Raw genomic sequence first — 12,413 nt, 5'->3', positions numbered from 1 at the left:
ATGCATACGGTTATGATTTGGCTAAGACGTGTGGGATTTTTAATCCACAAAGAGATCTTAGCGATATTAAAAGAACCCGCCAATAGAGTTATCTTGTTTGCCCCTCCTCTACTGCAAGCTTTGCTTTTTGGTTATGCGGCGAATACCGATGTGAATAACGTAAGTTATGCGCTACTGGATCAAAGCCAGAGTGAAGCTTCAACGCAGCTGATCACTCATCTCGATGGAACCGGGGTGTTCCACCGTATTTCGACACTAACAAGCTCGTCACAAGTTTCGCAGGCCATCGACACTGATCACGCATTGTTGGTGATAGTGATTCCTTCTGATTTTGCCTCTAAGCTCAATCATAATAGTACCGCACCCGTACAAGTTATCCTAGATGGACGAAATTCATCAACAGCCAGTGCTGCAGCCAATTATGTCAGTACAGTGGTCAGTCGTTATAATCAAGACCGAGGGGGGCACAGCGATATTCCGGTGTTGGAAACGCGCGCTTGGTATAACCCAAATTTAGATTCACAGTGGGGGATGATGCCTTCACTCATCGCTTCGCTAAGTATGTTACAAACCTTGATGTTGGCGGCACTGTCCGTCGCACGGGAAAGAGAACAAGGTACTTTCGATCAATTACTCGTCACACCCTATACCCCAATGCAACTCCTATTGGGTAAGGCTATTCCTTCAATATTAATTGGCTTATTACAGTCCACCATTATCTTACTGATTATCCTCTATTGGTTCCGCATCCCCATGCACGGCTCATTGTTACTGCTCTATTTCGGTCTGTTATGCTTTAACATCGCCGCTGTGGGGATTGGCCTCTCGCTCTCTGCCGTGGCACTCAATATGCAGCAAGCCATGCTTTATACCTTCTTGGTCATGATGCCACTGATGCTGCTCTCAGGCCTCTTAAGCCCAATTGAAACCATGCCAGAAATCCTCAACATAATGACCTACGCTAATCCGCTTAGGTTTGCGATTGATCTTGTACGGCGAGTGTATCTCGAAGGGGCTGATTTCTACGATATAGCCTTCAATTTTATTCCAATGCTCGTTATGGCAGCGATTACGCTTCCGCTAGCTGCTTGGTTGTTTCGTAATCGTCTTTATTGAGACTAGGTGCTTTCATGAAATCCCTAAAACTAATCACCCATTATAGTAAACTGACTGTCCTACCGTCACTGGTAGCCCTCTCGCTCTGTGGGTGCACCGTCGGACCAGAGTTTCATTCCCCCACTTTAGCTGGTCCGCCACGTGGGGCATCTTGGCACAGTGGTGATCCTTCCCTACAAGGACCTGCTACCACTGGAGATCACAACAGTGGGGACTGGTGGAAAAATTACCAAGACCCAGTATTAAATCAACTCGTTATTCTTGCACTGAATGCCAACCCCGACCTGCAAACGGCGGCGTTGCACTTTTTAAGTGCTCAGGCGCAAGCTGGGGTGACGGCGTCGCAGTTAGCGCCCCAAGTTGATGCCACCGGTCAGATAATCCGTCAGCAAATTAGTGAAAATGGCTCCTCGACGCGTGCAATACGTTCTTTGGTGCAGGAACCTGATGAATACGTTGGGTTACTCGCCTCACCTTACACCAGTTACCAAATTGGTGTGAATGCTTCGTGGGAAATTGATTTTTGGGGACATGTTCGTCGTTCCGTTGAAGCCGCTAAGGCTGATCTGGCCGCACAGCAGGCAATGTTGAAAACCGCGCAGCTAAGTATTATCAGTGACCTGATCACGCAATATTCTACACTTAGAAATATTCAACAACAGATCGATTTAGCGTACCAAGATCAACAGGCGACAAGCGAAAGACTGCGACTCATCGCCGTTAAAACGCGCTATGGGCAATTGGATTACCGGTCGCAAGCCTTGCAGCAAGCTGATGAATCTGTCGCGCAAGCTAAATTAATCAATTTACGACAGCAGGAGGCTCAGGCAACTAACCAAATTCTCCTGTTAGTCGGTGAGCATCCGGGATCGTTACATGAAATGCTTATGGCTCGCAGGGATACAGTGCATCCACTCGCTCTCCCAACGTTATCCGTTGGCTTATCGTCAGACACTATTCGCCAACGCCCTGATATCCAAGCCGCTGAAGCTAAGCTACATGCGGCAACGGCCCGCATCGGTGTTGCTAAAGCCGAGCTCTATCCTCGGATCACGTTAACCGGGAGTTTTGGGTTAGACACCTATAACAGTAGTGATTTTTCAGAGTGGGCCAGTCGGACCTGGTCAATTGGCCCACATATAGATTTACCCCTGTTCGATTATGGACGGCGTAAATCCACGATAGTCTTACGTGAAGTGGATCAACAACAAGCCGCTGTGGCGTTCCATAAGACCGTACTCACTGCTTGGCAAGAAATCGACGATGCACTGAGTCGCTATGCTGCTGCACAACAAACTTTACAACATCAACGCCAGCGAGCTGCCAGCGCAGCCCAAGCCTATGCCTTAGCACAGGCACGCTACCAAGGGGGGGCGACAGATTTTATCGATGTGATTGACAGCCAACGCAGCGATATCCAAGCTCGAATCGACTTAGCCAATGCACAACGTGATGTCATGCAAGCCTTTGTAGCCGTCAATCGGGCATTGGGGAATGTGCCAAGCGAGTCCATATAGAGAAGTATCCCCCCCCTAATGCTTTCTAAGTTTTTCGCGCCATAGAGAATGGCGTGATACAGCGGGGCTTAGCCCCGCTCACTCTGCGACACGTTACAATAACCTAATGACTGTTTCTTATCACTCTTGCGAGGTGGCAGTTTACTGGGGCTCTTCCTATTTTACTGACCTCACTCGGCATTATTTCATAGCAGTAAGAACTTACGGCGCCTTTTTTCTTTCAAGCACTTATTTATGGCAGTGAAGATTATGGCCCCTCTGCTCCTGTTAGTGGGTATCAATAATACCTAAAGTATAGGGTTAGGTGCGTCGAGAAGTGAGTCAAGTTACCCGAGCTTACTCTTTGACGATGTAATAGCATCGTCATGTCGAATTTATAATGCGAAGAAAAGAAGCTCGATTGTCGACTTTTATAAGAATGCGGGGCCATCGAGAGTGACCGCATTGCCGTGAAAGGCGTGTATAAATGGCGAGTTGGTTCCAATTATGGGTTTCGTTTATACGGTGACGAAAACGGGACGTTGACCTTGATAGCCTTAATACATACCGTTGTACCGCTAAAGATGCTCGTCGGCGCATCGAGACTGAGCGGCTTGACGGCGAGATTGAACGTCGAGAAGCGGCTTACCATCATTATCCCTGTGTAGCAAAGCATTTTCGATGAGCGCGACAACACTGTTCACTGAGGGAGTGATAAAATCACCCCGGAGCGTAGGCGCTCCGAGGCTAATAAATTATCACTCTTCGGCAATAACCGGTTTCGCGATACTGGTTTTGGCTCCCCAGTAATAGCAGATCAGCGCAACGATGGTGACAATAATCATATCCATCGGAGTACTGAGCAGATTAAGCCCGTCGAAAGTACCGATTTTAGATAAAATTAACATCGCAATATAATAGGCTAATAGCCACCAACTACAGGCGATATCCTGCTGATAAGTTGGACTCTTTCTGCTTAACAGTGCATAACCTACCCATGCCACGATAAAGATCGGGATCAGGATTTCGTTCACCGACCAACCACTCCAGTAGATTAAGAGTGTGCTGGCGACAAAAGAGAGCGGGCTTAAAATCGCCGCCATTGGTAAACGGAAAGGTCGATGTAAGCCTGGCAGATGGGTACGAAACGCGGCTAAGGTTACCGGCCCGGGCATATAGGTAAAGACCGTGGCAGAGGTGACCGCACCGATCAGTCCTCCCCAGACTTGGAATTCCGAAGGTAAGGTCCACGCAATCGATAAGATTAACGCTAACCATAATGCACCACGCGGTACACCTGACTTTTCATCTACCTCACCTGCACTTTTCCACAGATGTCCGTTACGTGCGAGGGCAAAAAGAACCCGCGCCGCACTCGCCAGATAGATATTACCAGTGCCTGCAGGAGAGATAACGGCATCGACCAAAATAAGATTGATTAACCACATCAGCCCTAAGCTACGTGCCAGATCGGCATAAGGCGATTGGAAAATCGCTTTCAATCCCGCCCAGCCGTGCGCAGAGAGCACATCACTTGGCACCGCGCCCATAAATGCATATTGCAAGGCGAGGTAGATAACAAAGCTGACCGCAATGGCGATACAGATAGCGATAGGCACGTTGCGTTGCGGATTTTTTGCCTCACTGGCGAAATCGACCGCTTGCCGAAACCCTAAGTAGGCGAAGACGATCCCTGCACCAGTCAGCGAAGTAAAGACACCGTGTGCACCGCCAGGAGGCGCAGGCGGGACCTGTAAGTTGGCAGAGTTATAATAGAGCAGTAGCGTAACGATGGTAATCAGCGGCACGATAAACTTAAAGGTTGTGATAATCGTGTTCACCCGGCCAAAAACGCTGACACTCCAATAGTTTAGAAGGAAGAAGATCACCAGCAGACCAATCTGTACCGCAAACCCCAGCGTTGTTGGGTTACCGTCGCTATGGCCTAGTGCTGGCCACCAGTAGAGGGCGTATTGCCTGACGGCCTCGACTTCCACACCCGCTGTACTGGTGTAGGCTAATAATGAACTGACCCCAATCACAAAACCGACGATATTACCGTGGGAATAATTGGGATACCGTACAAATCCCCCTGCGCGAGGGATGGCCGCAGAAAGTTCGGCCGACACTAACCCAATTAACAACACGATAATAGCGCCTAAGGTCCAGGCCCACCCCGTATTGCCACCTGCATAACCTGAACTATTTAATGCTGCATACAGCCATCCCGAACCGATCATCGACCCGATGCCGAGTAATGATAAGTCGACTAAGCTGAGTCTTTTTTTCAATTCACCCTTTGCCATAAACATTTACCCCTGTCTTGTTTTTATTGTGACCTACGTCAGGGGTAAAGCAGATTCTATGCCAACTTAAGTGAATGGAAAGTTAAATAACTCTTCGCAACCTATTGCCTTCAGTAAAATGGCGGAAGTTTTCAACCATTTGATGCACCATTTTTTTTCTAGCCTGCGCGCTTCCCCAGGCGACATGCGGAGTTGCAATGACTTTAGTGCCTAATGCCTCGGCAAGCAAAGGATGTGAGGAGCAAGGAGGCTCGTCACAAAACACGTCAATTCCGGCACCTGCAAGTTTTCCTTTAGCCAAAGCTTCGGCTAAGGCTTGCTCATCAACAATCGCCCCACGCGCCGTATTGATAAGAAAAGCACTACGCTTCATCAAGGCTAACCGTTCTGCGGTGAAAAGTGTGTGAGTCTGCTCGGTAAGCGGACAATGCAGACTTACGATGTCGGCCATAGGAAGTAACTCGTCTAAGGGGGTTCTTCCTGACCGAAGAGGGCGGCCAGGAAGTTCGGCGAGCTTGACTGTCATACCAAATGCCTGTGCAAGGGCTTGCACACGCTGCCCTACCGCCCCACAGCCAATAATAGCCAACGTTTTATCTTTTAATTCGCTAATGGGTTCGCTTAATAGGCAAAAAGTACCTGCTTGTTGCCACTGCTGACTCCGCACCGTTCGTTGAAATTGAGGGATACTGTTAGTTAATGCGAGCATCAATGCAAAAGTATGTTGCGCAATACTATCGATGCCGTATTCTCGGCAATTATAGATCGCTATACCAAGTTCGCTGGCCGCTTGGTGGTCAACATACTCGTAGCCCGTCCCACCGATCAAAATCAATCGTAAATGCTTAGCCTGAGAGAGCTGCTCACGCGTCAAGGGGGTGCCGTTAGTGATTACCACCTCGGCGAAACGAAGTCGTGTGGTACATTGCGGCGGAGTGGATGAGGCAAAACGTTCACAGTGCGTAAATGCCTGCACCAATCGCTCTCTATCCTCCTTGTCTGCAATAAGCTGATCCTCATCGAGTAAAACGGCTCTCAGTGACATCGATAGCTCCCTCGTTATTCTGGTGAAGAGACTCACGCGCTAATAAGATTTTTTTCATTTGCTCAAAATGCGCCTGTGAAAAATCAGTGATTGCCTCCCAACCCTGTGCCGTTTTCTCTGCCACCTCATCGGACAAGATCCGTAATGGACGACCAGTACTGTAAGCCTTAACTAAGAAAGTACAGGCACGCTCTAGGGTATAGATATCGTCGAAGGCTTCGCCAATCGTTTTCGCTGTGACCATCACCCCATGATTACCCATCAATAATCGCTGGTGGTTACCCAGTAAGCCCACCAAACGTGCACCTTCTGCTTCCGTCTCTGCCATTCCGCCATACTGTTCATCAAACGCAATACGATTGAAATACCGCGCAGTTGTTTGGTCAATCGGTAAAATACGAGGGTCTTCAAGACAGGCGATCGTCGTAGTATAGATAGGATGTAGGTGAAGAACCGCCCGGATATCCGGGCGACGACGATGAATTTGACCATGTATTGCCCACGCTGTCGCATCAACATCTTCGCGCAGTGCGTCCTGGGGGTTATTTGCGTCAAGTAATAGTAAATTTTCCGCAGTAATTTGTGAAAAATGAACCCATTTAGGATTGATTAAAAAAGTATTGCCTTCGGGAGAGACCGCTGCACTAAAATGATTCGCCACGGCCTCATGCATCCCTAACTCAGCAACCAATCTGAAACATGCTGCTAAATCGATGCGCAGTTGTAATTCATGCTCTGTCATATCGACCTCTTACTCGGTGGCTGTTAACGCTTGGATCTCTTGGTCGCTTGGCGCGGTAAAATGGTAACGCTCGAACAGTTGACGGTACTCCGCCGTTTGACGGAATTTGGCCAATCCTTGGGTAATTGCCGCCTTCACTTCAGGTTCATCCTTTCTTACCCCTATGCCCATCAATACTGGGTAAAGTAATTGCTTAGAACTCACGCGGACTTTACCGGATAATTTGTTAACCGCTGATTGAGCCACCGCGACATCTGTAATCTGTGCATCAATGGCATGAGAAAGCAAAGCTTGTGTCGTTTGCGGATCAGTTGGGAACTCACTGATTTTTATCGGCGGCTTGCCTTGCTTTACGCAGTGATCGTCAGAAAATTGCTGTAAATGTTGTAGAAAAGAAGAACCGGCCATAGTACCAATCTTATGTCCGCAAAATTCATCGGGTGTCTTGGGTTGATAGCTAGAGTTCGCTAGGGCTAATATTTGCTGGCCGGTTTTGAGATAAGGGATCATATCAATCACTTTCAACCGTTCAGGTGTGATGTACATTGCCGAGTTGGTCACATCGAAACGTTTACCCCGTAATCCTGGAATAAGATTTGGAAAGCGGGTGTCAACTGTCACGACTTGTCGAGTTAACTGCTTGGCAATGCCCGATAACATTTCGATATCGAAGCCTGCCGGTTTTCCTTCACTCATATATTCGTAGGGTGCGAAGGTAACGTCTGATCCCGCAATAATCTTAGTTGGCTGTAAAAAGTCAGCCTGAGCATTGACCGTATTAAATAAAGCGACTGCACTGCATAATGTAACAATTGCTGTTTTTTTCATGATCATCACCTTTTAGTCGAAAGAAATATCTTTTAAAAACTGCTTTATACGAGGATTATCGCCCTGACGTAACCTTTCCGGTGAGTCATCACAAACAATACGTCCCTGCTCCATAAACACCACTCGGTCAGAAATACTGAAGGCAAACTTCATCTCATGAGTCACGATCAACATCGTGATCCCCTCTCGTGCCAGTTGCTCGATCACCTGCAGCACTTCTGCGACTTTCTCAGGATCTAACGCGGAGGTGGGTTCATCAAATAGCATGATGCGGGGCTTCATCATTAAGGCACGGGCGATAGCAACCCGTTGTTGCTGCCCCCCTGATAGTTGGTGAGGATACTTATTGGCATGGTCGAGCATGCCGACCTTGTGTAAAATCATCGCCGCATTGTGTTTACGTTGTGAGGCATCACCTAACTTGTGCCAAGTGGGGGCCAGCAACAAATTCTCCAATACAGTCAGATGTGGGAAAAGATTAAAGCCTTGGAAGACCATGCCGATTTGTTGACTCAGCGCCGTATTTTCATAAAACGTTTCTTTACCGGGTCCGTTGCGTTGAAGCTTAATAAAGGACTGGTCGTTCAACCAAACCTCGCCGCTATCCACCTTATCCATACCATTGAGTAGACGAATAAAGGTCGTTTTTCCTGACCCCGAAGGACCAATAATTGAGATAACTTCACCGGGCTTGACCGCCAAATTCACTCTTCCCAGTACCTCGATATTATTGAACGCTTTATGTAAATCCTTGGCTTCCAATGCATAGTGTAAAGCGGTGGTCGATGAGTCCTCAGAGATCACTGGCGTAGTCGCTAGCGCGTATAAAGTGGGATCGACTGCTGGGCGACGAATTCGCTTAGATAAGTCTAACCAGGCTTCGAAACGCTTAAGCGCCGTATCAAAAACGGTGACGACCAAAATGTAGTAGATAGCAACGGCACACATCGTTTCCATCACCAAGAAATTTTCGGTATATAGACGCTGCCCTACCAATAAGATCTCCGTTAATGACACGACGGAGACCAGTGACGTTAATTTCACGATGGAAATAAATTCATTAGCCAGTGCAGGTAAGGCGACACGTATTGCCTGGGGGATAATGATTTTATATTGCAGTACGGCATAGCGTAGGCCTAACGCTTTGCCTGCTTCGTATTGCCCTTTCGGAATGGATAGCAATCCACCGCGGTGAATCTCAGCAATGTACGCACTTTCGCTCAGTACCAAGGCAATCAGCCCTGACCAATAGGGATTACTGAGAATGATAGAGGTCGAAGGGAGTGCTTGAGGTAAGTTATACACAAAGATCAGTAGCACCAATAACGGTAAGCTGCGAAAGAACCAGATATAACTGCGGGCGAAGGTTTGCGGAAGCCAATGTTTTTGTTGACGTGCCAAGGCAAGCAGAAACCCTACAACAATGCTGATTACCCAAGCCGATATACTCAGACTCACCACTGTCCAGGTTGCTGCCCAGAAATCTTTATCTTTGAATAAACTAAAAAAATAACTCCAATCAAAACTCATAGTTGATTCCCTTAATCGGTAGATACGAGCCCGCACCTACATGAAACACTGTGTGAGTTCTGCAATCTTCAGACCATTAGCTAGGAAGGTAAATTATTAAATTTATTCATTCAAAAGATAAAAAAACTATGCTTACATGATACGACATGCTTCATAGCTCTCAATTTGAGGGAAAGCCATGGCAAACTATACATTACGCCAACTTAAGTATTTTATTACCACCGTCGAGTGTGGCAGTGTAGCTAAAGCGTCTCGTCAATTATTCATTGCACAACCCTCTATTTCTACAGCCATTAAAGGGTTGGAGGAGAGTTTTGGCATAACATTATTTATTCGCCACCATGCTCAAGGCGTTTCACTGACCCCTTCTGGGGCAAGGTTTTATCATAAAGCACTAAAGCTGATCAGAACCGCTCACGAATTTGAGCAAAATGCACTGGCGGATAACAATGTCGTATCAGGTAAGATTGAAATTGGCTGTTTTGAGACCGTGGCCCCGCTAATTTTACCGAAGTTACTGCGTGGGTTTAAAGACTGCTACCCGGGGGTCGAGGTCACGGTTCGCGATGGGGAACAAGATGAGCTGGTCAAAGGGTTGATGGCGGGGAATTTTGACCTAGTGCTGCTCTATCAACATCACCTTGATGTGGCGATTGAGACGATGCCTTTACTCGCACCACAACCCCCCTATGTACTACTACCGGCCAACCATCCCTTCGCTAAGAAAGAGTCTTTGAGCTTGGCCGAACTCGCACCTTTGCCAATGATTTTATTAGACGTTATACCCAGCCGGCACTACTTTGTTAGTCTATTTACCCAAGCGGGCCTCGAACCGAATATTCTTTTCAGTTCACCGTCGATAGAAATGGTGAGGGGAATGGTTGGACAGGGCTTTGGTTTCGCATTTCTCGTTACGCGACCTCAGGGCGATACCACCTACGATGGCCAAAAATTGGTGACACTCAAATTGAAGGATGTGGTGGAAGGCTCGGGATTAGTCACCGCTTGGCTAAAACAAAATCCGCTGACTATGCCAGCGGAACTTTTTAAGCAATATTGTGCAGAACATCTGAATTCTGATGCTATTTCTCATAAAGATGGCAAATAATACGTTCGAGCAGCTTGAGACACTGCCTTAATTGGTCTTTCTCGATATACTCATCAGGCTTGTGGCCTTGCGCCATACTGCCTGGGCCACAAATAATGGACGTTATTCCCGAGGCTTGGTAAAGGCCACCTTCAGTCCCGAATGATACGGTGTGCGCAGTAGAGGAGTCTGTCCACGTTAATAACTGTTGTAACCAAGGCGTCATTTCATCGAGATACAACCCTGGATAGGCGGCTAACGTTTTGAAAGAAATGTCACAGTCTGCACTTATTTCGCGCATAGCGGGTACAAGCTGATGTTGCGCATAGGTTTTAAGGCCGTCGACCACTTCACTGGGTGATTGTTGCGGTAAGTAGCGTAATTCCATATCAAACTGACAGAAATTAGGAACGATATTCAGCGCTTCACCGCCTGATATTGTCCCAACATGAAGCGTACTAAAAGGGGGATCAAAGCGTAGGTCACCCTTTTCTATCAGTTGCTTTTCTTGTTCAAGAATAAAATGAATTAAACGCGCAGCATACTGAATCGCATTGACCCCTTGCGGAGTGTACGCAGAGTGGCACTCTTTACCCTTCACCTGACAGCGCAGGGCAACTTTCCCCTTGTGTCCATTAACTGGACGCATACTGGTTGGCTCGCCGACGAGACAGAGTTCTGGTTTAACCGGCTGGGCAGCAAGATAATTGAGTAATTCATGGACTCCCAGGCAACCTACCTCTTCGTCGTAGCTCAACCCTAGCCACAGGGGTTTTTTCAGCTGTTGAGGATCGATCTCACTTATTATCGCGAGGCAACAGGCCACAAATCCTTTCATATCTGTGGTGCCGCGCCCATAACAACGTTCATCTTCAAGGGTGAGAGAAAAAGGCGGATAATTCCAGTGCTGGCCATCGATAGGCACGACATCCGTATGCCCAGAGAGTAGGATCCCTCCCGCTACGCGGGGCCCTATGCAGACCACTAAATTTGCTTTGGTTTTTTGCGCATTATAGAGAACCTCAGCATCGAAACCTTGTTTGCTAAGATAATCTTGCACATAGTCAATAAGCGCTAAATTACTCTCTCGACTGGTCGTATCAAAACTCACCAAGTCGTTAAGCCGTTGAAGCGTGCGTTGTAGACGGTCACTCATTACCCGGAACTCCATAGCGAGGAGCACATCGTGGATCCAGTGCGCGTTGTAAATAATCTTGTTGCTGAGGCTGCCACTGCTGCCAAAGTTGACGTAATGCAACGGTAGGGTCACTGTCAGACCAATCGACACGAAGGTCGGTAAGCGGCCATGACTGGTCACCGTATACCTTAAGCGCCGCTGAATGCACCGGTCCCGCCTCGCCACCGGCCTTGATCGCAGCTTCCAAAGCGCTAAGTAACCGTTCACCCAGCTCACCGTCCTGCTGCATAAAGGCGCGTATGGCAACATCGGTCACTTGGGAGTTCGCCAGCATATTTCCCGCTGCAATACAGGCTTCCCCTTGACTGCTATACCACACTCCTAAGGTCTTCGCCCCACTCCAAACGGCACTGTGCCCCGAAGAATCAATGACGGTGACCTGCCGAAAGTCACGATAAGGTTCTTGGTCAATCACTGTCGCAAGCGCCTGTTCCGCACTCTTACCTTGCTTAAGTGCCTCAAGCACCGTGGGCCCTAACGAGGGTAACGTCACATTTTGAGAAGACACCGCACCAATTTTTGGGTAAATCCAAGGACAGCGCTGTCCAACAGCAATACTCGAGGAGCTGATAGCAATACCGAGCTGACCTGTCTTCGGACAGTACCCACTAATCGAGATGGTCATGACTTCTCCTCACTCTCTGGAATTACCGCAATAATATCGATTTCCATTAACCATTCGGCCTGGGCTAATCCACTGACGACTAATCCTGTTGAAATTGGAAAGACGCCCTTAAGCCATTTACCTACCTCGCGATAGACCGGTTCTCTAAAACGGGGATCGGTAATATAGGTCGTCGTTTTCACAATATGGCTGAGGTCAGAACCGGCTTCTTCAAGCAAGGTTTTCACATTTTTCATCGCTTGTTCTGCTTGGGCGGCAGGATCCCCTAGCCCAACCAAATTGCCGTGGAAGTCTGTTCCCACCTGCCCTCTGACATAAACGGTATTCCCTGCTTTCACCGCCTGACATAAATCATTATCCAAAGATTGATTAGGATAAGTCTCTTTGGTGTTAAACATTCTGATGCGCGTATGCGTTGGCGATACCATAGAAGACTCCTT

11 protein-coding genes are annotated in these 12,413 nt (G+C 47.9%); 3 read left to right on the top strand and 8 right to left on the bottom strand.

Annotated features, from left to right (window positions below):
• Both MKR94_RS09695 and MKR94_RS09690 read left to right on the top strand, forming a co-directional pair.
• On the top strand, window positions 1–1,116 hold the full coding sequence (locus tag MKR94_RS09695) for an ABC transporter permease (protein ID WP_241583225.1): 1,116 nt from the start codon (window positions 1–3) through the stop codon (window positions 1,114–1,116).
• 14 nt (window positions 1,117–1,130) lie between these two features.
• Complete coding sequence (locus tag MKR94_RS09690) at window positions 1,131–2,633, top strand: efflux transporter outer membrane subunit (protein ID WP_241646721.1); 1,503 nt, start codon at window positions 1,131–1,133, stop codon at window positions 2,631–2,633.
• Between the two features lie 737 nt (window positions 2,634–3,370).
• Here MKR94_RS09690 and MKR94_RS09685 read toward each other — a convergent pair.
• The 5 genes from MKR94_RS09685 to MKR94_RS09665 all read right to left on the bottom strand — a co-directional run bounded on the left by MKR94_RS09685 (window position 3,371) and on the right by MKR94_RS09665 (window position 9,063).
• Window positions 3,371–4,918, bottom strand: a complete 1,548-nt coding sequence (locus MKR94_RS09685; protein ID WP_241646720.1) for an APC family permease — start codon at window positions 4,916–4,918, stop codon at window positions 3,371–3,373.
• A gap of 82 nt (window positions 4,919–5,000) precedes the next feature.
• Entirely contained in the window at window positions 5,001–5,963 is a 963-nt protein-coding gene (locus MKR94_RS09680; protein WP_241646719.1) for an NAD(P)-dependent oxidoreductase, read from the bottom strand.
• Window positions 5,935–6,705 (bottom strand): class II aldolase and adducin N-terminal domain-containing protein, encoded by a 771-nt coding sequence (locus MKR94_RS09675; protein WP_241646718.1) that lies wholly within the window; start codon window positions 6,703–6,705, stop codon window positions 5,935–5,937. The genes MKR94_RS09680 and MKR94_RS09675 overlap by 29 nt, the downstream gene beginning before the upstream one ends.
• 9 nt (window positions 6,706–6,714) lie before the next feature.
• The gene (locus MKR94_RS09670) at window positions 6,715–7,533 is read right to left on the bottom strand and encodes an ABC transporter substrate-binding protein (RefSeq protein ID WP_241646717.1); all 819 of its coding nucleotides are present in this window, start codon (window positions 7,531–7,533) and stop codon (window positions 6,715–6,717) included.
• A 12-nt stretch (window positions 7,534–7,545) separates the two neighbouring features.
• On the bottom strand, window positions 7,546–9,063 hold the full coding sequence (locus tag MKR94_RS09665; RefSeq protein ID WP_241646716.1) for an amino acid ABC transporter permease/ATP-binding protein: 1,518 nt from the start codon (window positions 9,061–9,063) through the stop codon (window positions 7,546–7,548).
• Between the two features lie 178 nt (window positions 9,064–9,241).
• Here MKR94_RS09665 and MKR94_RS09660 point away from each other — a divergent pair, with 178 nt between their 5' ends.
• Window positions 9,242–10,171, top strand: a complete 930-nt coding sequence (locus MKR94_RS09660; RefSeq protein WP_241646715.1) for a LysR family transcriptional regulator — start codon at window positions 9,242–9,244, stop codon at window positions 10,169–10,171.
• On the opposite strand, the gene argE is transcribed toward MKR94_RS09660, so the two are convergent.
• The 3 genes from argE to MKR94_RS09645 are packed head-to-tail and all read right to left on the bottom strand — an operon-like array spanning window position 10,146 to window position 12,401.
• Entirely contained in the window at window positions 10,146–11,306 is a 1,161-nt protein-coding gene (gene argE, locus MKR94_RS09655; protein ID WP_241646714.1) for an acetylornithine deacetylase, read from the bottom strand. The two genes, MKR94_RS09660 and argE, sit on opposite strands and share 26 nt — an antisense overlap.
• A complete protein-coding gene (locus tag MKR94_RS09650; protein WP_241646713.1) occupies window positions 11,299–11,973 on the bottom strand; it encodes a DUF1028 domain-containing protein in 675 nt (224 codons plus the stop codon). Before MKR94_RS09650 ends, argE begins: the two co-directional genes overlap by 8 nt.
• Window positions 11,970–12,401, bottom strand: coding sequence for a RidA family protein (locus MKR94_RS09645; RefSeq protein ID WP_241617280.1), 432 nt, complete (start codon window positions 12,399–12,401; stop codon window positions 11,970–11,972). Before MKR94_RS09645 ends, MKR94_RS09650 begins: the two co-directional genes overlap by 4 nt.
• Window positions 12,402–12,413 lie beyond the last annotated feature (12 nt).

Origin of the sequence: Rosenbergiella metrosideri, from assembly GCF_022602565.1 — a bacterium.
GTDB classification, from domain to species: domain Bacteria; phylum Pseudomonadota; class Gammaproteobacteria; order Enterobacterales; family Enterobacteriaceae; genus Rosenbergiella; species Rosenbergiella metrosideri.
This window is presented reverse-complemented; position numbering and strand designations above follow the sequence as displayed.

Coding starts and splice junctions, on each gene's coding strand:
- MKR94_RS09695 (WP_241583225.1), top strand. CDS start 1: ATGCATACGGTTATGATTTGGCTAAGACGTGTGGGATTTTTAATCCAC.
- MKR94_RS09690 (WP_241646721.1), top strand. CDS start 1,131: ATGAAATCCCTAAAACTAATCACCCATTATAGTAAACTGACTGTCCTA.
- MKR94_RS09685 (WP_241646720.1), bottom strand. CDS start 4,918: ATGGCAAAGGGTGAATTGAAAAAAAGACTCAGCTTAGTCGACTTATCA.
- MKR94_RS09680 (WP_241646719.1), bottom strand. CDS start 5,963: ATGTCACTGAGAGCCGTTTTACTCGATGAGGATCAGCTTATTGCAGAC.
- MKR94_RS09675 (WP_241646718.1), bottom strand. CDS start 6,705: ATGACAGAGCATGAATTACAACTGCGCATCGATTTAGCAGCATGTTTC.
- MKR94_RS09670 (WP_241646717.1), bottom strand. CDS start 7,533: ATGAAAAAAACAGCAATTGTTACATTATGCAGTGCAGTCGCTTTATTT.
- MKR94_RS09665 (WP_241646716.1), bottom strand. CDS start 9,063: ATGAGTTTTGATTGGAGTTATTTTTTTAGTTTATTCAAAGATAAAGAT.
- MKR94_RS09660 (WP_241646715.1), top strand. CDS start 9,242: ATGGCAAACTATACATTACGCCAACTTAAGTATTTTATTACCACCGTC.
- argE (WP_241646714.1), bottom strand. CDS start 11,306: ATGAGTGACCGTCTACAACGCACGCTTCAACGGCTTAACGACTTGGTG.
- MKR94_RS09650 (WP_241646713.1), bottom strand. CDS start 11,973: ATGACCATCTCGATTAGTGGGTACTGTCCGAAGACAGGTCAGCTCGGT.
- MKR94_RS09645 (WP_241617280.1), bottom strand. CDS start 12,401: ATGGTATCGCCAACGCATACGCGCATCAGAATGTTTAACACCAAAGAG.